At 44.3% G+C, this 18,235-nt stretch carries 18 protein-coding genes; 2 read left to right on the forward strand and 16 right to left on the reverse strand.

Features of this window, described 5'->3' with window-relative positions; all coding sequences use genetic code 11:
• Nucleotides 1–2: 2 nt before the first annotated feature.
• From hisB to cpu_RS12590, 6 genes are all read right to left on the reverse strand, one after another.
• Nucleotides 3–581 carry an imidazoleglycerol-phosphate dehydratase HisB gene (gene hisB, locus cpu_RS12565; protein ID WP_075860328.1) on the reverse strand — a complete coding sequence of 193 codons (579 nt, stop codon included), beginning with the start codon at nt 579–581 and terminating at the stop codon, nt 3–5.
• Nucleotides 578–1,627 (reverse strand): histidinol-phosphate transaminase, encoded by a 1,050-nt coding sequence (hisC, locus tag cpu_RS12570; RefSeq protein WP_075860329.1) that lies wholly within the window; start codon nt 1,625–1,627, stop codon nt 578–580. The genes hisB and hisC overlap by 4 nt, the downstream gene beginning before the upstream one ends.
• On the reverse strand, nt 1,620–2,897 hold the full coding sequence (gene hisD, locus cpu_RS12575) for a histidinol dehydrogenase (RefSeq protein WP_075860330.1): 1,278 nt from the start codon (nt 2,895–2,897) through the stop codon (nt 1,620–1,622). Before hisD ends, hisC begins: the two co-directional genes overlap by 8 nt.
• Nucleotides 2,878–3,543: an ATP phosphoribosyltransferase gene (hisG, locus tag cpu_RS12580; RefSeq protein WP_075860331.1), complete on the reverse strand. Its 666-nt coding sequence runs from the start codon at nt 3,541–3,543 to the stop codon at nt 2,878–2,880. Before hisG ends, hisD begins: the two co-directional genes overlap by 20 nt.
• A 69-nt stretch (nt 3,544–3,612) precedes the next feature.
• Complete coding sequence (gene hisZ / locus cpu_RS12585) at nt 3,613–4,590, reverse strand: ATP phosphoribosyltransferase regulatory subunit (protein WP_075860332.1); 978 nt, start codon at nt 4,588–4,590, stop codon at nt 3,613–3,615.
• Nucleotides 4,587–4,895, reverse strand: coding sequence for a YerC/YecD family TrpR-related protein (locus cpu_RS12590; protein ID WP_075860333.1), 309 nt, complete (start codon nt 4,893–4,895; stop codon nt 4,587–4,589). The genes hisZ and cpu_RS12590 overlap by 4 nt, the downstream gene beginning before the upstream one ends.
• Before the next feature lie 216 nt (nt 4,896–5,111).
• Here cpu_RS12590 and cpu_RS12595 point away from each other — a divergent pair, with 216 nt between their 5' ends.
• Nucleotides 5,112–6,128 carry a DUF814 domain-containing protein gene (locus cpu_RS12595; RefSeq protein WP_075860334.1) on the forward strand — a complete coding sequence of 339 codons (1,017 nt, stop codon included), beginning with the start codon at nt 5,112–5,114 and terminating at the stop codon, nt 6,126–6,128.
• A 113-nt stretch (nt 6,129–6,241) separates the two neighbouring features.
• Entirely contained in the window at nt 6,242–7,240 is a 999-nt protein-coding gene (locus tag cpu_RS12600) for a 7-cyano-7-deazaguanine synthase (RefSeq protein ID WP_075860335.1), read from the forward strand.
• 5 nt (nt 7,241–7,245) lie between these two features.
• On the opposite strand, the gene purD is transcribed toward cpu_RS12600, so the two are convergent.
• From purD to purB, 10 genes are read right to left on the reverse strand one after another with little or no spacing between them, the layout of a single operon-like run.
• Nucleotides 7,246–8,514 carry a phosphoribosylamine--glycine ligase gene (purD, locus tag cpu_RS12605; RefSeq protein ID WP_075860336.1) on the reverse strand — a complete coding sequence of 423 codons (1,269 nt, stop codon included), beginning with the start codon at nt 8,512–8,514 and terminating at the stop codon, nt 7,246–7,248.
• 12 nt (nt 8,515–8,526) lie between these two features.
• Complete coding sequence (purH, locus tag cpu_RS12610; RefSeq protein WP_075860337.1) at nt 8,527–10,041, reverse strand: bifunctional phosphoribosylaminoimidazolecarboxamide formyltransferase/IMP cyclohydrolase; 1,515 nt, start codon at nt 10,039–10,041, stop codon at nt 8,527–8,529.
• Nucleotides 10,031–10,660, reverse strand: coding sequence for a phosphoribosylglycinamide formyltransferase (gene purN, locus cpu_RS12615; protein ID WP_075860338.1), 630 nt, complete (start codon nt 10,658–10,660; stop codon nt 10,031–10,033). The genes purH and purN overlap by 11 nt, the downstream gene beginning before the upstream one ends.
• An 11-nt stretch (nt 10,661–10,671) precedes the next feature.
• The gene (purM, locus tag cpu_RS12620) at nt 10,672–11,703 is read right to left on the reverse strand and encodes a phosphoribosylformylglycinamidine cyclo-ligase (protein WP_075860339.1); all 1,032 of its coding nucleotides are present in this window, start codon (nt 11,701–11,703) and stop codon (nt 10,672–10,674) included.
• Between the two features lie 16 nt (nt 11,704–11,719).
• The gene (purF, locus tag cpu_RS12625) at nt 11,720–13,078 is read right to left on the reverse strand and encodes an amidophosphoribosyltransferase (protein WP_075860340.1); all 1,359 of its coding nucleotides are present in this window, start codon (nt 13,076–13,078) and stop codon (nt 11,720–11,722) included.
• Nucleotides 13,063–15,228 (reverse strand): phosphoribosylformylglycinamidine synthase subunit PurL, encoded by a 2,166-nt coding sequence (purL, locus tag cpu_RS12630; RefSeq protein WP_439951481.1) that lies wholly within the window; start codon nt 15,226–15,228, stop codon nt 13,063–13,065. Before purL ends, purF begins: the two co-directional genes overlap by 16 nt.
• A gap of 10 nt (nt 15,229–15,238) precedes the next feature.
• Complete coding sequence (gene purQ, locus cpu_RS12635) at nt 15,239–15,943, reverse strand: phosphoribosylformylglycinamidine synthase subunit PurQ (RefSeq protein ID WP_075860342.1); 705 nt, start codon at nt 15,941–15,943, stop codon at nt 15,239–15,241.
• Between the two features lies 1 nt (nt 15,944).
• Entirely contained in the window at nt 15,945–16,190 is a 246-nt protein-coding gene (gene purS / locus cpu_RS12640; RefSeq protein WP_075860343.1) for a phosphoribosylformylglycinamidine synthase subunit PurS, read from the reverse strand.
• A 16-nt stretch (nt 16,191–16,206) separates the two neighbouring features.
• Nucleotides 16,207–16,914 (reverse strand): phosphoribosylaminoimidazolesuccinocarboxamide synthase, encoded by a 708-nt coding sequence (gene purC, locus cpu_RS12645; protein ID WP_075860344.1) that lies wholly within the window; start codon nt 16,912–16,914, stop codon nt 16,207–16,209.
• A gap of 15 nt (nt 16,915–16,929) precedes the next feature.
• Complete coding sequence (purB, locus tag cpu_RS12650; RefSeq protein WP_075860345.1) at nt 16,930–18,222, reverse strand: adenylosuccinate lyase; 1,293 nt, start codon at nt 18,220–18,222, stop codon at nt 16,930–16,932.
• Between the last annotated feature and the right edge of the window lie 13 nt (nt 18,223–18,235).

Below are 18,235 nucleotides of genomic sequence, written 5' to 3' on the forward strand. Positions count from 1 at the left end.
TCTTAAATCACTCCTTTAGTGGAAGGAAGGGTATCTCCCTCCAAGGTAACTGCAACTTTTAAGGTGCGTCCCACCCCTTTAAAAATTGCCTCGGCTTTATGGTGTAAGTTTTTGCCCGCAATTTCCCGGACATGTAACGTAATCCCGGCTTTTTGCACGAACGCCCGGAAAAACTCTTCAATCATCTGGTAGTTAAATTTACCTGCCAAAACCGGCGGAAACTCGGCCTCAAAGGCAAGATACGGCCGTCCGGAAATATCAACCGCTACCAGCATTAACGCCTCGTCCATCGGATAAAAACCCGAAGCAAAGCGGGCAATTCCCTTTTTATCCCCTAAAGCTTTAGAAAACGCTTCCCCCAAAACCAGACCAATATCTTCCACCGTATGGTGGTCATCCACATCCAAGTCGCCCTGGCAGGAAAGATTTAAATTAAACCCGCCAAATTTACAAAACAGGGTGAGCATGTGGTCAAAAAAGCCAAGGCCTGAAGTTCCGGAAAACTCTCCGTTTCCGTCTAATGAAAACTCCACATTAATCAGAGTTTCTAAAGTTGTTCGTTGTACCTCTGCCCGCCTCATAAGTTTTCCTCCAGTATTTTTAAAAGTTGTCGATTTTCTTCCGGAGTACCAACAGTTATCCGCAAATAATTAGCAAGAACTCCACCTAAATACCGTACCAGGATGCCCTGGTTAATTAACTCCTGGTGAATCGTTTTCGCCCTTTCCCCAAATTCCACCAAGATAAAATTAGCATGGCTTTTGACCGGTCTCACACCTAAGGCAATTAATTGTTGAAAAAGCTTTTCCCTTTCGGCAATGATTTCTTTTATTTCCTCTTTAAAAACCTCTTCGTTATCTAAAACCACTTCACCGGCAATTTGCGAAAAGATATTAACGTTGTAGGGATTTTTTACTTTAATAATTTCCTTTATTACTTCCTTATTGGCAATTAAATAGCCAAGCCTTAAGCCCGCAAGCGCCCGGGCCTTGGAAAAGGTCCGCAAAATTACAAGGTTTGGATATTCTTTTAACAATTCCACTGCAGAAACACCAGAAAACTCCACGTAGGCCTCATCCACGATTAACAGGTGGTCAAAAGCTAAAAGCTTTTCAATAGTTTTTAAATCCACCAAACTCCCCGTGGGATTATTGGGATTGGCAAGAAATACCAGATGCGGTTTCTGTTCTTCAATGGTTTTTAAAGCCTTTTTTAAATCAAAGCTAAAATCATCCCGGTAAGGGACTTCCCTAAATTCAGTTTGGGTTACAAAAGCATGATGCCAGAACATTACAAAGGATGGGCTAAAGCCCAGAGCTGTTCTTCCCTGCCCGCCAAAAGCTAAATAAAGGCAAAGGATTAATTCATCAGAACCATTTCCCAAAACAATATTTTCCGGTAAAACCCCAAGCTTCTCCGCAAGTTTTTTCCTGAGCCTGGAAGACAACGGATCTGGATAAAGAGGAAAATCCTTCGAACCAATTTTAGTAAATATTTCGTCCAGTAAACTTCCGGGAAAAGGATACGGATTTTCATTGGCATCGAGTTTTATGTTATAGGGCACTAAATGAGGTTCGTAGGGTTTTAACCGGGCCAATGATTCTTTAAAGTATCTTGGTTTATTCATTGCTAATCCTCACCTTCACCGCAAGGGCGTGGGCAAAAAGTCCTTCCGTTTCGGCAAGTTTTATAACATCCTGAGCATCTTCCAAAAAGCCTTCTTTAGAATAATAAATGACGCTACTTTTCTTTAAGAAATTATCCACCGCAAGGGGCGAATAAAAGCGACTCGTACCGGAAGTGGGCAAAACGTGGTTTGGTCCGGCAAGGTAATCACCCATTGGCTCCGGGCTAAAGTTACCCAAAAAAATGGCCCCCGCATTCTTTACTTTTGGTAAATAGGAAAACGGCTCTTCTAGCATTAACTCTAAATGCTCCGGCGCCAGCCGGTTACTAAGGGAAAAAGCTTCCTCTTTATCCCGAACCACTACAATCCCTCCACAACTTTCCAAAGCCTCTAAAATTATCTCCCGGCGGGGCAAGCGTAAAAGATACTCTTCCACTTTTTGCGCTATCCTCCGGGCCAGCTCCTCATCCCAGGTAATAACCACTCCCGAGGCTAAGGGATCGTGCTCGGCCTGGGACAACATATCCGCTGCCAGGTACTCAGGTCTGGAGGAACTATCAGCAATCACCACCACTTCACTGGGGCCGGCCAGCATATCGATATTGACCATACCGTAAACGATCTTTTTGGCTAATGTAACATAAATATTACCCGGTCCGGTTATTACGTCTACTTTAGGAATGGTTTTCGTGCCAAAAGCTAAAGCAGCAATAGCATGCGCCCCCCCTACCCGGTAGATTTCCGTAACCCCCGCTTCCCGGGCAGCTACTAAAACATACGGATTCATCCGTTCCCCTTTTTGGGGGGAAACCATTACAATTCTTTGCACCCCGGCAACTTTTGCCGGCACCGCATTCATTACCACCGACGAAGGATAGGCGGCCGTCCCTCCCGGTACGTAAATCCCGGCAACCTCCACCGGAGTATAAATTTGCCCGAGAATATTACCCTTTTCTTCAGTAGTAAACCAGCTTTTGGGAAGTTGCTTTTGGTGAAAAGCGGATACCCGCAAAATTGCTTTGCGAAGGCTCTTTAAAAAATCATTATCCACCTTTTTGTAAGCTTCTGTTATTTCTTCTTCAGTTACTTTAAGATTATTTAGATCACCTTTAAATTCATCAAACTCCCGGGCGTACTTTAGTAACGCTTCATCCCCTAAAGCTGCCACCTCATAAATAATTTTTCTTACCTTTTGCTCTAAGTCTTCTTCCATTGCTTTTCGTCGGGAATATTTACTTAAAAGCTCTTCTTTATTTAAGATTAACTTCATCTTTTTCGCCCCCAACTAAATTTTTAAACTTTTTAACTATTGCCTTAATCTCCCGGTCATAAACCCGGGCCGCCACCCGGTTGGCAATAAGCCTTGCAGTAATATCCATTATCTTGGTTATTTCAATTAAGTTATTTTCCCTTAAAGTTCGCCCGGTAGAAACCAGGTCCACAATTACATCGGCCAAACCCACCAGTGGCGCTAACTCCACATTTCCGTGCATTTTGATAACTTCCGCCCGCACCCCAAGACCTTTAAAAAACCGACGGGTAACCTCGGGAAATTTGCTGGCAGCCCTTATTTCCGTAAGTTTTCCCAAATCATGAACTTTTGGATTATCTCTTGCTGCCGCCACTGCAAAATGGCATTTCCCGTACTGTAAATCTAATAGTTCAAATATTTCCCGTCTTTGCTCCTCAATCACATCTTTACCCACTATACCCAAATCGGCCGCTCCATACTCCACAAAGGTCGGGATATCCGTTGGCCGGCAAATAATAAAGGTATACGGTTCATCTTTAATTACAAGTTTTCTACCGTCCAAAAGGATGTCTTTATCTTTTAGTAAGCCTGCCTTAAATAAAAGTTGAACAGTATCCGGAAATAAATTTCCCTTAGGTAAAGCAAAAGTTAAACCGTTTTTCATTTTGCTGCCTCACTTTATTATATTAAAGTATTAAATTAGTAATATACTAAAATATTACGGTTAAAAAAATTATTTGTCAATACTATTAGCAATACTTTCCATAATTCTTTCCAGGCCCAGGGCAAAACCAAAGGCCGGAGTATCCCAACCAAATTTTCTTAAGAGAAAATCGTAACGTCCCCCGCCCCCTAAGGGATAGCCAAGATAAGGGGTATAAGCTTCAAACACCAGTCCCGTGTAGTAGTTTAAATCCCGAACTAAAGAAAAGTCCAGTTTTAATTCCTTGATACCGGCGTAATTTAGGTTCTCTAAAACTTCGTCTAATTGGGTAAAAGCTTTTTGCGCCTTGGGGTGCTGAATTAGTTTTTTTGCTTTTTTGAGAATTGACTTACCACCCCGCTGCTGCAAAAAATCCACCAGGCTTTCGCGGACAACCTGGCTTTTTCCGGCCCGTTCTAAGATACCTTCTAAGGCTACGTAATCTTTTTGGTTTAAGGCATTTTTTATTTCCTGAAAGTGCTGGTTTAAATCATACTCTTCAATGAGCCCGACTAAAATATCCACATGTCCCAGCGAAATTTCCAGGTTCTTGACCTTGGCTTTTAGCAAATAAGTCGCCATTAACTTTATTAGAGATGCTTCTAACTTAGTAGTAATGTCCCCAAAAACCTCAATCCCTAACTGTTTAAACTCCCTAAGTCTGTTTCTACCGGAAAAATTTCCAGAAAAAACGGTCGCCGCATAAAATATTTTCAGGGGCAGCTCTTGATGTTTTAGTTTAGTAGAAACCACCCGGGCAATGGGAGTAGTCATATCTCCCCGAAGAGCTAAAAGCTCCCCGGTACGGTCTACAAATTTAATTAATTCGGATTCCGACTGGGATTCCCGTAAGGTTTCATAATACTCAAAGGCAGGGGTTAAAATCTCCTGAAACCCTTCCTTTTCCACCAGTTCTACAAACAAGTTTTCAAGCCGTCTTCGGACCCGGGCTTCCTCTGGCAAATAATCTCTTACTCCAGGCGGCAATTCTTTAAAATTTTCTCTCATAACTTCCCTTCTTCCTTTAGTCTAGCAAGCATTAAGCGGTAACCAGAAGCACCATAATTTAGACACCGTTTGACCCGACTAATAGTTGCCGTGCTGGCACCGGTTTTTTGGACTATTTCCTGATAAGTCTTATCTGCTTCGAGCATTTTAGCCACTTCCCAGCGCTGCGCCAGGGCCTTTAACTCAGCTATGGTACAAATATCTTCAAAAAAAGCATAACATTCATCTAAATTTTGCAAAGACAGTATCGCTTCAAATAAACTATCTAACGCCGGTTCCCTAAGCTTTCCCTCGTACTTAAACATCGCAACACCCCTTACGGTTATCTTATTTTAATACTTTAATATACTAAAATTTTCTTGTCAATATTTCGCGGTTGTCTTCTTCCCTTTTTTTCGCTATACTTTTAATTGTATTACACTTCGTAAAATACTACTTTTAGAGACGGTTCTAAGAGAACATTTTCTTTTTAGTGTAGAAAATACTCTCCAATAGAACCGTCCCTAAGGGAGGTGTTTTGCATGGTTAAGGCGCTGGCACTCTTTTCCGGCGGACTCGATAGTACTTTGGCTATAAAGCTTTTATTAGAACAAGGCATAGACGTCGAAGCGGTTAATTTTACGAGCCCTTTTTGCCGCTGTTTATCTAAAGGCCAGGGATGTGCTTCCACAACCAAGCTTGCTGCGGATTTAGGGATAAAATTACACGTCCAAAATTGCGGCGATGAATATTTAAGAATTGTGGAAAATCCACCCCATGGATATGGTAGCGCTTTAAATCCCTGCATTGACTGCCGGATCTTAAAGTTTAAAAAAGCAAAAAAACTTATGGAAGAAATCGGCGCCAAATTTATGATTACCGGAGAAGTCTTAGGGCAGCGACCTAATTCGCAGCGACGGGACGCCATAAATTTAATTGACCGGGAAGCGGGAATCCAGGGCCTAGTTCTTCGCCCCCTTTCGGCTCTGCACTTTCCTCCAACGATTGCCGAGCAAGAGGGGTACGTTTCCCGGGATAAACTTTTAGCTATTTCCGGTCGCTCCCGGAAAACCCAGATGGAACTTGCGGCCAATTTTGGTATAAACGATTACCCCTGCCCCTCGGGAGGTTGTCTTTTAACCAAAAAAGAATTTGCCGGGAAAGTGCAGGATCTGATTCGTTATAACGGTAGGCTAACGGTTGAAGAGATTGACCGTTTAAAATTTGGGCGTCATTTTCGCCTGTCACCCACAGCCAAAATTATCGTAGGAAGAAATGCTCAGGAAAACGAGCTCCTTTCTTTTTTAAAAAAACCGGAAGAGTTTCTCTTAAAAGTAGACGGTTTTGTTGGTCCCACGACTTTAGTGCAGGGAAATCCGGTGGAAGAAGACTTAAAATTAGCAGCAAAAATTACCGCTCGTTACGCCGACGCTCCTGAGGAGGACTTACCAGTTAAAATCTGGAATGATTCCTTAAATAAAATTTTTAAGGTTGAAAAAGCAACTGAGCAGGAACTAAACCAGTATCGCATTGTTTTTGATAAAAAAAGACGACCGTAAAACGGTTCTGCCTTTGGTAGAACCGTTTTTTTATGCAGGTATTAATTTAAGCTTTTGTTTCTTTTTAAAGTACGATATATTATTAGTTGAAGCTTTAAAAGGAGGAAAATTTAATGAATAATAAAGCTTTGGCTCTCTTTTCCGGAGGCCTAGATAGTATCTTAGCCATAAAAGTGGCTCAAAGAGCCGGTGCCGATGTAACTGCCCTTCATTTTATAAATCCTTTCGTCTCAGAAGTAAAAACCGAATATATAAAAGAAAAAGCCAAGGAATTAGGCGTCCCCCTTATTTTAGAACATCTGGGTGAAGATTATTTAGAGTTAATCTTAAAACCTAAATACGGTTATGGCAAAGCCATGAATCCCTGCATTGACTGCCGGGCTTTTATGTTAAAAAAGGCCAAAGAGCTTTTACCAAAATATAATGCTTCGTTTTTAATAAGCGGTGAAGTGCTGGGACAGCGGCCGAAATCCCAGATGCGCCACTCGATGCAACAAACCTCCCGGGAAGCGGGAGTAGAAGATATCCTAGTACGGCCGCTTACGGCTAAAAACCTCCCTCCTACTCTACCGGAGCGATTAGGACTCATTGACCGGGAAAAACTTCTTGGTTTTTCCGGCCGTAACCGTAAACCCCAAATGGCCTTAGCCAAAGAATTTGGTATTCATAATTACCCATCACCCGCCGGCGGTTGCCTTTTAACCCAGGTGGAATACGGGAAAAAGCTTTTAGATTTAATAAAGTACGGACAGTATAATTTAAGAGAAATTAAACGATTAAACATTGGTCGGCAGTTTCGGCTAAGCTCTGGAGCAAAGCTTATTGTTGGCCGCAACCACGAGGAAAATGAAGCTTTAAAAGCATCTGCTGAGGGTCAGGACCTTTTAATGCGGGTGCAAGATTTTAAAGGGCCCCTGGCCGTGGTAACGGGCAGTGATATTTCTTATGTTGCTCTTAAAACCGCAGCCCAAATTACCGCCCGCTATGCCGACTGCCCCAAGGAGCAAAAAGTTACCGTGGTTTTCTTCCGGGCAAATAATCCGAAAAATAAAGAAGCCATAGAGGTTATACCTATGGCTTCGGAGGAAGTAAGTAATTATCGAATTGAATAACAGCCCTATTGTAATTTCAATGCTTTTTGGCCAATATCGGTGCGGTAGTGCATCCCTTCAAAGGATACGGCCTTAACTCCTTCATAGGCAAGAGCTAAAGCCGCCTTGAGGGTATCCCCTACCGCCGTTATATTTAATACCCGACCACCGGCGGTAACAATATCATCCCCATTGAAAGCTGTTCCGGCATGATACGCCACCACCCCCGGCGGTAACCGGTCAAGACCATGGATAACTTTGCCGGTTTCATATTTTCCGGGATACCCGCCGGAGGCCAATACTACCGTGGCACAGGCCTTGGGCAGAAATTCGATTTTTACCTCGAAAAGCCTTTTTTCCACCACCGCCAGCATAATCTCTACCAAATCGGTTTTTAACAGGGGCAAAATGACCTGGGTCTCCGGGTCACCAAAGCGGGCGTTAAACTCTAAAACTTTTGGCCCTTCCCTGGTTAAAATAAGCCCTGCATATAGAACTCCCCGGTAAGTTATTCCCTTACTTCTAAGGCCCCTTATTGTTGGTAGAAGTATTTCTTGTTGGACCCTTTCAGCAATTGCGGGGGTGTATATTGGAGCCGGTGCATAAGCTCCCATCCCCCCGGTATTGGGTCCCTGGTCGTTGTTAAATACCCTTTTATGGTCCTGGGCTGGTACCATTGGTACCACCGTTTCCCCATCGGTAAAAGCCAGAACGCTTACCTCTTGACCTTCCAGGTACTCCTCAATAACTACCCTATTCCCAGCAGCACCAAAGATTCGCTTAATAAAAATGTCTTCTAAAGCCTTCAGCGCTTCCTCTAACTCCTGGCAAACGTAAACTCCTTTACCGGCCGCCAAACCATCGGCTTTAATGACTATCGGCACCCCTTTTTGGTACACATACTCCCGGGCAGCAGCAAAATTATCAAAGGTTTCAGAGAAAGCCGTTGGAATATTGTTTTCTTTCATAATCTCTTTAGCAAAACTTTTACTTCCTTCAATTTGGGCCGCATCCCGGTTGGGCCCAAAAACTAAAAGCCCATGTTCGTTAAAATAATCTACAATACCCAGGGTTAAGGGAAGCTCGGGTCCCACCACCGTTAAATCCACTTTTTCCCGTAAAGCAATTTCTAAAAGCCCTGCTAAATTATCAACTTCTACCGGAACTACACGCGCCTCCTGAGCAATACCGGCATTACCCGGAGCAGCCAGTAATTCTGTTACTTTTGGGCTTTCTTTAAGTTTTTTTACTATAGCATGTTCCCGGCCACCACTTCCCACTACCAGTACTTTCACTTAAACCCCCTCCTAATGTAAAAAATGCCGAATTCCTGAAAAAACAAGGGTTATATTCCTTTTTCTTGCTTCCTCAATTACTTCCCGGTCGCGCACCGCTCCTCCCGGCTCTACTACCACCGAAACCCCCGCTTTAGCCAGTTCTTCGATAGAATCGGCAAAGGGGAAGAAGGCATCGGAAACCACCACAGCTCCCCGGGCTTTACCCCCGGCTTTATTAAGGGCAATTTTTACCGCTTCAATCCGGCTGGTCTGCCCACCTCCGGCTCCCAAAAGCATCCTGTCTTTTACAACAGCTATGGCATTGGATTTAACGTATTTCACTACTTTTATGCCAAAAACTATATCTTCCCTTTGCCTTTCTGTTAAATTATTACCTGCTACTACCTTTAATTCTTCATAAAGCTTTCCATCTTTTTCTTGCAGCAGCAGTCCCCCGCTTATTTGCCTTAAATTAATTTCATCTAAAGCAAGCGGTTTTGCCTTTATAACCCGTAAATTCTTCTTTTCCCGCAAGATTTTTAAGGCTTCACCACGAAAGTCCGGAGCAATTATAACCTCGTAAAAATGCTGAACCAAAAGCTCAGCCACCTTTTCATCAACCGCACCGTTAAAAGCAACAATTCCACCGTAAGCTGACACGGGGTCACCGGCATACGCTTTTTCGTAAGCTTCCTTTAAATTTTCCCCGGTAGCCACACCGCAGGGTACGGTGTGCTTGATAATGGCAGCCGCCGGCTCACGAAACTCCCCTACTAACCGGTACGCGGCATCGGCATCAAGGTAATTATTAAAACTCATGGTTTTACCGTTTAAAATTTCTGCTCCCACCAATCCGGGATGTCCCTCCACCCGGTAAACCGCTCCCCGCTGGTGGGGATTTTCCCCGTACCGCAGCATTTCCACCTGTTCCGCTTCAATATATAATTTTTTCCGAAAACCCCCATCTTCTAACCTTCCCGCAAAATAATTGGCAATAGCAATGTCGTAACTGGCGGTATGGCGGAACGCTTTTAAAGCTAACCTTTCCCTGACGTCAGGCGGAACCTCCCCGTTTTTCAAATATTCGGCCACTTCCGCATAATCTTCCGGATCAACCACCACCGTCACGTACCGGTGGTTTTTAGCTGCTGCCCGGATTAAAGTGGGGCCACCAATATCTATATTTTCAATAACTTCCTCTAAATTAGCACCCCGCGCCACCGTTTCCCGGAAAGGATACAGGTTTACTACAACCAAATCAATTGGTTTAATCCCCTGAAATGTTAGTTCCTTTAAATGTTCCTCAATTCTTTTGGCCAGGATACCACCGTGAATTGCCGGATGCAAAGTTTTTACCCGTCCTTCTAAAATTTCCGGAAAACCGGTAATCTCACTTACGTACGTTACCGGGATACCGGCCTCTTTTAAAACCTTATAACTTCCCCCGGTAGAAATTATTTCAAAGCCTAAATCTACTAATTTCCTGGCAAATTCCACTATACCCCTTTTATCGTAAACGGAAATTAAAGCCCGCTTACTTTCCATGTTCTTCCCCCCTGTCCGGCAAGATTTTTACCCGCCGTCCTTCTACCAATAAGCGGTTTTCACTTAAAAGCTTAAGCGCCTCTACCAAAATCCGGTGTTCCTGCTCTAATATCCGCTCACTTAAGCTTTCTTCACTGTCGTCATCGTAAACCGGAACCGCTGCCTGCAAAATAATGGGGCCGGTATCCATCCCCTCATCGACAAAATGCACGGTGCAGCCGGCAATTTTCACACCGTAATCCAAAGCCTGCTTCTGGGCATGAAGCCCAGGAAACGCCGGTAACAGCGCCGGATGGATATTAATAATCCTCATGGGAAAAGAAGAAAGCAAAGGTTTGCCAATTAAGCGCATATAGCCGGCAAGACATACCATATCAACATCATAGGAAAGTAAGGTTTTCACTATCTCCTTTTCGTATTCCTCTTTACTTTTAAAACCTTTAGGGTCAAAGTAATGCCAGGGTATACCCGCCCGCTTGGCCCGTTCGATAGCATAAGCATTAGAATTATCGGTCACCAGTACTTTTATTTTTGCCGGCAAAACTCCCCGTTCTACCGCATCAATAATCGCCTGAAAATTACTCCCCCGTCCTGAAGCCAATACCCCCAGGTTTAACATCGCCTTCCTCCCTACTCATTTATAATCACCTTGCGCTCCCCAGCAGTGATTTCTCCAATTACCCATGATTTATAATTAAAACTCTCTAACGTCTTAATTGCTTCTTGAACCTTTGCCTCCTCCACGATTAAAATAAAACCAATGCCCATGTTAAATGTCCGCCACATCTCGCTTCGCGGCACATTCCCGGATTTTTCAATTAACTTAAAAATTTTTGGTACCTCCCAGTTTACGGTTAGCCGTGCCTCTACATCTTCCGATAAAACCCGGGGAAGATTATCTAAAATCCCTCCGCCGGTAATATGAGCCATGCCTTTTATCTCCACCCTTTGCAATAAATCAAGGACCGGCTTTACATAAATCCGGGTAGGTGTTAAAAGTTCTTCCCCCAGGGTTTTCCCAAACTCTTCGATATAATCGGTAAGATGATATTTACCGTACTCCAGGAGAGCCTTTCGGGCAAGACTTAAGCCGTTACTGTGGATCCCCGAAGAAGCAACGCCAATCATGACATCACCGGCTTTAACAGAACTTCCATCGATTATCTTGCTTTTTTCCACAACCCCCACACCAAAGCCGGCAATATCAAAATCTCCGGGATGGTAAACGCCGGGCATTTCCGCAGTCTCGCCCCCCACCAGGGAGCAATCCGCTTCCAGGCATCCTTGAGCCATTCCCTTCACTAAGTCCGTTACCTGTTCCGGATTTAGCTTGCCCACCGCAACGTAATCCAGGAAAAACAGCGGTTTAGCTCCTACGGTGAGTAAATCGTTAACCACCATCGCTACCAAATCAATGCCTATGGTATCGTATTTTCCCAGCGTCTGAGCGATCTTAAGCTTTGTTCCCACCCCATCGGTAGAGGAAACCAGCACCGGCTCTTTATAACCGGATACATCCAGGCGATAAAGGGCGGAAAAGCCGCCAATGCCGGCTATAACATTGGGGTTTAAAGTTTTCTCCACTTCCGATTTAATGCGCCGGACAGCATCAAGGCCCGCATCGATGTCCACGCCCGAAGCTTTATAAGTTAACTCCTCCATGGTTTACCCTCCAGCCTTAATTTATCGGTACCGGGTAATCCCCGGTAAAGCAGGCAAGACAAAATTCCCGTTCTTTAAAGATCCCCAGCAAACCTTCCAATGACAAATAGTAAAGCCCATCAGCCCCAATATAATTTTTTATTTCCTCGAGGGTGTACTTGGCCGCAATTAATTCATCCTCCCGGGAAATATCTATTCCGTAGTAACAGGAACGGATAAACGGCGGAGAACTTAATAATAAATGAATTTCCTTTGCACCGGCATCTCTTAAAAGCTCTATGATTTGCTTACTGGTGGTTCCCCGGACAATGGAATCGTCAATAACCACGATTTTTTTACCCTTTAAAACCTCCCGAATAGGGTTTAACTTTAACTTCACGCCAATTTCCCGTTCCCTTTGGCTCGGACGGATAAAAGTACGCCCAGCATACCGATTTTTCATCAACCCCTCTTCCAGGGGAATCCCTGAAGCCTCAGCATAACCCCGGGCCGCAGCGGTACCCGAGTCAGGCACCGGCACCACTAAATCGGCTTTAACCGGGTACTCCTTAGCTAAAACCTGGCCCATTTTCCGCCGGACAGTATTTACATGATAACCGTTTATGATGCTATCCGGCCGGGCAAAGTAGATAAATTCAAAGATACAAAAAGAGTGCCTCATTCCCTGGAGAAACTTATAATTTTTAAGCCCCTTTTCGTCAATAACGATAATTTCCCCCGGCTCCACATCCCGAATAAATTCCGCCCCAATGGTATCAAGAGCTGCCGATTCCGATGCTAAGACATAGCCATTTTTAAAGCGCCCCAGGACCAGGGGCCGAAAGCCCCAGGGGTCGCGAACCCCTATTAATTGGTTTTCGGTCATAATTACCAGCGAATACGCTCCCTTTAAATCCACCATCGCCTTTAAAATACCTTCCACTAAATCCGTTTGGGCATACTGGGCAATAACATTAAGAATTACTTCGCTATCGGTAGTGGTTTGAAAAATCGCTCCCCGGGACAAAAGATTTTTCTTTAACTCCAAAACGTTGGCCAGATTGCCGTTATGGCCTAAAGCAATTTTTCCTAACTTATAATGAAATACCAACGGCTGAGCATTTATCGGTACGCTGGCGCCGGTGGTCGAATAGCGCACATGTCCTGAAGCTACAAAACCCTTTAACTCGTTTAGTTTCTCCTCGCTAAAAACTTCCGCCACCAGCCCCATACCTTTGTGAAGTTTAATATCCTTTCCATCGCCAACCGCAATTCCCGCGCTTTCCTGACCCCGATGCTGCAAAGCAAAAAGCCCCCAGTAGGTAAGTCTGGCAACATCGTAACCTGGAGCATAAATGCCAAACACCCCGCATTCTTCTCTTATTTCAGCGCCCAAGCTAGGCCCCCCTCATATAAAGCTTTTAACTTAAAAAGCTTCTCTTCAATTTCTACCCGGCCGTTTATCTTAATTACTATTTCCTCTCCCTCTACCTTCCCAAGCTTTAAAAGGCCAATACCGGAAGTTTTTACCGCCTCTTCAAACTCTTTTGCTTTCTCTTTTGAAACCGAGACTACCACCAGTCCGATTTTTTCGGAAAAAAGAAACTCCTGAGGTAAAAGGGGAGTAGTAAAATCAAGGTTTACCCCTTTATTGCCGGCAAAAGCTGCCTCACAAAGGGAAACCGCAATTCCGCCCTCGCTCACATCATGAGCAGAGTTAATGAGTCCTTGCTTTTTTAACAAAGGTAAAAGCTCAATTATTTTTTTCCCCTCCTGAAGGTCCACCGGTGGTACCGGAACAAGAACATCCCCAAAAAACTCCTTTAAAAATTCACTTTGGCCTAATTCCCCGGTGGGTTCACCCAGGAGGTAAATTAAATCTCCCTCGGTCTTAAAAGCCATGGGAATAAGTTCTGTTTCCAAATCGTCAATTAAACCTACCATCCCGATAACCGGTGTAGGGTAAATAGCTTTTTCTCCGGTTTCGTTGTAAAAACTAACATTCCCACCGGTTACGGGAATATTTAAAATTTCACACGCTTCCTTCATCCCCGCAATTACTTCCACAAATTGCCCCATTATTTCCGGTTTTTCCGGGTTGCCAAAGTTCAAGCAGTTGGTAAGTCCCAAAGGTTTTGCCCCGGTAACTGCTAAATTTAAGGCCGTCTCCAGGACCGCCCTTTTAGCCCCTTCCCGGGGATTTTGGTAAACATAGCGGCCATTACCGTCAGTTTTAACAGCAACCCCTTTTTTGGTACCCTTTAGCCTTAAAACTGCCGCATCGGAATATCCCGGTTTAACTACAGTATTAATGCCTACCTGATGGTCGTACTGTTCATATACATAATTCTTCCGGACAATATTGGGGTTTTGTAAAAGGAGGCGGAGAGCTTCCCCACAATCTACTTCTACCGGATCGATTTTCCCAAAGTTTTTATTCTCTGGAATTAAATAAGGGCGGTCATAAACGGGAGCTTCATCGGTTAACAAGCGGTAGGGAAGTTTGGCCACACAGTCATTACCAAAAAATATTTCTATATCTTCCCCAGCGGTAATCTCTCCCACCACCACCGCATTTAAATCCCATTTCTTGAAAATCTTGATTATTTCCTCTTCATATCCCTTTTCCACCACCAAAAGCATCCGCTCCTGGGACTCCGAAAGCATAATTTCATAAGGGGTCATCCCTTCTTCTCGGAGCGGTACCCGGTCCAGGTAAAGCCGGAGCCCCGAGTTTCCTCTTGCTGCCATCTCCGAGGAAGAACTGGTAAGTCCAGCTGCCCCTAAATCCTGCATTCCAACAATATGACCGTATTCTAACGCTTCCAAACACGCTTCTAATAAAAGCTTTTCCATGAAGGGATCCCCTACTTGCACCGCCGGTCTTTTATCTTCCCCGTCCTGGGATAGCTCTTCGGAGGCAAAAGTTGCCCCGTGAATCCCGTCTCGACCGGTAGTGGCCCCTACTAAAAGTACCGGATTTCCTATACCAGTAGCTACGCCTTTTTTTAGCTTAGAAAGCTCTACCAATCCCACACACATGGCATTTACCAGGGGGTTTTCTTCATAGGATTCCTGAAAATAAACATCGCCCGCCACCGTCGGAATACCGATACAGTTACCGTAACCCGCAATCCCGGCCACCACGCCGGTAAAAAGGTGGCGAACCCTGGAAGAGTCAAGCTTTCCAAAACGCAGGGAATCTAAAAGGGCAATTGGCCGGGCGCCCATGGCAAAAATATCCCGAATTATTCCTCCGACTCCCGTAGCTGCTCCCTGGTAGGGCTCAATGGCCGACGGGTGGTTGTGGCTTTCAATTTTAAAGGCAATCCCGAGCCCTTCCCCAATATCCACCACTCCGGCATTTTCTCCGGGCCCCTGCACGACCGCCGGTCCCCGGGTGGGAAGCTTTTTTAAATGGAGTTTAGAACTTTTATAGCTGCAGTGTTCCGACCACATCACCGCACACATCCCTAGCTCCACTTCATTGGGTTCGCGGTTTAAATACTGCACAATTTTCCGGTATTCGGCGTCAGTTAAACCCATTTCCCGCCACTTAGCCACGGTTAGCCCCCCTTTCCAGGTAAGCAATAATTGACTCCCATATTACTTTGCCGTCCTCCCCGCCCAGGCTTTTCTCGGAACAGCGTTCCGGATGGGGCATCATCCCGAGCACATTACCTTTTTCGTTAATGATTCCCGCAATATTGTAAAGGGAGCCATTGGGGTTAGCCTCGTCGGTCACTTCTCCTTGAGCATTACAGTACCGAAACACCACTTGTCCGTTGGCAATAAGTTTTTCTAAAGTTTCGCTTTCACAGTAATAATTGCCCTCCCCGTGGGCAATGGGAACTTTTAGCACCTGTTTAGCAAAAGCTTTATTGGTAAAAGGAGTATTGGCATTTTCTACTCGCAGGTAAACATCATGGCACCGGAAGTGTAAATTATTATTCCGGAGCATCGCCCCCGGCAATAGTCCGGCCTCTAAAAGAATCTGAAAACCATTACAAATCCCGATCACCAAACCACCAGCATTGGCAAATTCCACCACTTTTTTCATCACCGGACTAAACCGGGCTATCGCCCCGGCGCGCAAATAATCTCCGTAGGAAAACCCCCCGGGCAAGACAATGCAGTCTACATCAAAACTATCGTCCTTATGCCAAATATAAACCGTCTCCTGCCCAAAGACGTTTTTTAAAACATGATTGCAATCGGCATCGCAGTTAGAGCCCGGAAATACCACCACCCCAAACTTCATCTTAACCCTCCACCCGTACCGTAAATTTTTCTACGACCACATTGGCCAAAAGTTTATCCGCCATTTCCTTTACCTTCTCTTCCACTTCCTTTAAATCATTCCCTTCTACTTCTAAGGTAATATATTTGCCAACTCTAACTTTTTTTACTTCCTCATACCCGAGGGAGTGTAAGGAATTTTTTACCGCTTCCCCCTGGGGGTCTAAAACTTGGGGCTTTAATTCCACAATTACATGGGCAATAGCCATAATTTGCCTCCCTTCTTTACGCTTTTTCTTTTATTCGCTTTAATATTTCAAGATAAGCCTCCGCCACGCCCCCTAAATCCCTTCTAAACCGGTCTTTATCAAGCTTTTCTTTAGTGTCCTTATCCCAGAGTCGACAGGTGTCTGGAGAAATTTCATCCCCGAGAAGGACTTCCCCGTTAAACCTGCCAAATTCCAGCTTGAAATCCACCAGTAGAATGTTCAAAGAAGAAAAGAATTCCACTAAAAGCTTATTTATTTTAAGAGCCGTCTCTTCAAGATAGTTAATTTCCTCCTGGGTTGCCAGATTTAAAACTTTGGCGTGGCTATGATTTATCAAAGGATCTCCTAATTCATCATTTTTGTAGTATAACTCCACCACGGGCAAGGGTAAGGTTGTCCCTTCCGGAAGACCCAAACGTTTAGATAGAGATCCTGCCGCAATATTGCGAACCACCACTTCTAGAGGAATAATCTCCAGCTTTTTTACCCGGTGTTCCCGCTCTCCAATTAAATCAATAAAATGAGTTTTAATTCCCTGTTTTTCTAAATACTTAAAGATATAGGCCGAAATCTGGGCATTCAAGTAGCCCTTATTTTCTATTTCACCTTTTTTCTTACCGTCAAAAGCTGTGGCTGCATCCTTGTAATACACTACCACCTCCTCGGGATTTGCGGTGGCATAAACGATTTTAGCTTTTCCCTCATAAAGAAATTTTTTCTCCATTACCTCTACCCCTTTCTATAAACCAAATCTTTGAAATATTGTATCAATATGTTTTAAATGGTAGTTATAATCAAAAAGCTCTTCAATTTCTTCTGGCTTTAAAAGCCCCAAAAGTTCCTGGTCAGCAAGTAAAAGTTCTTTAAAGTTTTTCCCGGTCTTCCAGGCAGTCATCGCATTTCGCTGCACAATTTTATAAGCCACTTCCCGTAAAATACCCTTTTCCACTAAAGCTAAAAGCACCCGCTGGGAATAAATAAGCCCACCGGTTAAATTTAAATTTTTCTCCATGTTCTTGGGGTAAACATTTAAGTTCTCCAAAACCTCACTAAAAACGTGCATCATATAGTAGAGGGTCGCGGTGGCATCGGGTAAAATCATCCGTTCCGCCGAGGAGTGGCTGATATCACGCTCCTGCCAGAGGACTACATTTTCTAAAGAAGCAATGGAGTAGCTCCTTACCACCCGGGCAAGCCCAGAGATCCGCTCACATAATACGGGATTTCGTTTGTGGGGCATTGCCGAAGACCCTTTTTGGCCTTCGGTGAACGGCTCTTCTAACTCCAGAATTTCCGTCCGCTGTAAGGTTCGAATTTCAGTAGCAAATTTATCAAAGGTAGTGGCGATTAAAGCTAAAGTTAAGACAAACTCGGCATGCCGGTCCCTTTGAATTATCTGAGTAGAAACTTTCTCCGGAGTTAAACCTAATTTTTCACAAACCCGTTGTTCTACTTCCGGTGGCACATTGGCATAAGTCCCCACCGCTCCGGAAATTTTTCCAACGCTAATTGTTTTAATAGCCGCTTTTAACCGCTCCATATTTCGTTCAATTTCCGACGCCCACAAAAGCATCTTCAGGCCAAAAGTGATAGGTTCCGCATGAACCCCGTGGGTACGGCCAATCATCACCGTGTAGCGGTACTGCTCGGCAAGCGTAAGGGTAAGCTTATGTATCCCTTCAAGCTTTTTTAATAAAAGTTCCCCGGCTTCTTTTAACTGTAAAGCTAAGGCAGTATCCAGGACATCCGATGAAGTTAAGCCTTTATGAATGTATTTACTTTCTTCACCTACATACTCGGCAACATTAGTAAGAAAAGCGATAACATCATGCTTCACAGTTTTTTCAATCTCTAACACCCGGGCCACATCAAAATTGGCTTTCTCTTTAATCACCTTTGCTGCGTCCTTGGGGATTAAGCCTAATTCTCCCATGGCTTCCGCCACCGCCACTTCGACCTGAAGCCAGGTGCGAAATTTAGTTTCATCAGACCAGATTTTTTTCATTTCCGGTAAAGTGTAACGGGCAATCATCACCACACCTCCA

This window comes from Carboxydothermus pertinax (assembly GCF_001950255.1).
In the GTDB taxonomy this organism is placed as follows: domain Bacteria; phylum Bacillota; class Z-2901; order Carboxydothermales; family Carboxydothermaceae; genus Carboxydothermus; species Carboxydothermus pertinax.

Coding starts and splice junctions, on each gene's coding strand:
- hisB (WP_075860328.1), bottom strand. CDS start 581: ATGAGGCGGGCAGAGGTACAACGAACAACTTTAGAAACTCTGATTAAT.
- hisC (WP_075860329.1), bottom strand. CDS start 1,627: ATGAATAAACCAAGATACTTTAAAGAATCATTGGCCCGGTTAAAACCC.
- hisD (WP_075860330.1), bottom strand. CDS start 2,897: ATGAAGTTAATCTTAAATAAAGAAGAGCTTTTAAGTAAATATTCCCGA.
- hisG (WP_075860331.1), bottom strand. CDS start 3,543: ATGAAAAACGGTTTAACTTTTGCTTTACCTAAGGGAAATTTATTTCCG.
- hisZ (WP_075860332.1), bottom strand. CDS start 4,590: ATGAGAGAAAATTTTAAAGAATTGCCGCCTGGAGTAAGAGATTATTTG.
- cpu_RS12590 (WP_075860333.1), bottom strand. CDS start 4,895: ATGTTTAAGTACGAGGGAAAGCTTAGGGAACCGGCGTTAGATAGTTTA.
- cpu_RS12595 (WP_075860334.1), top strand. CDS start 5,112: ATGGTTAAGGCGCTGGCACTCTTTTCCGGCGGACTCGATAGTACTTTG.
- cpu_RS12600 (WP_075860335.1), top strand. CDS start 6,242: ATGAATAATAAAGCTTTGGCTCTCTTTTCCGGAGGCCTAGATAGTATC.
- purH (WP_075860337.1), bottom strand. CDS start 10,041: ATGGAAAGTAAGCGGGCTTTAATTTCCGTTTACGATAAAAGGGGTATA.
- purN (WP_075860338.1), bottom strand. CDS start 10,660: ATGTTAAACCTGGGGGTATTGGCTTCAGGACGGGGGAGTAATTTTCAG.
- purM (WP_075860339.1), bottom strand. CDS start 11,703: ATGGAGGAGTTAACTTATAAAGCTTCGGGCGTGGACATCGATGCGGGC.
- purL (WP_439951481.1), bottom strand. CDS start 15,228: ATGGGTTTAACTGACGCCGAATACCGGAAAATTGTGCAGTATTTAAAC.
- purQ (WP_075860342.1), bottom strand. CDS start 15,943: ATGAAGTTTGGGGTGGTGGTATTTCCGGGCTCTAACTGCGATGCCGAT.
- purS (WP_075860343.1), bottom strand. CDS start 16,190: ATGGCTATTGCCCATGTAATTGTGGAATTAAAGCCCCAAGTTTTAGAC.
- purC (WP_075860344.1), bottom strand. CDS start 16,914: ATGGAGAAAAAATTTCTTTATGAGGGAAAAGCTAAAATCGTTTATGCC.
- purB (WP_075860345.1), bottom strand. CDS start 18,222: ATGATTGCCCGTTACACTTTACCGGAAATGAAAAAAATCTGGTCTGAT.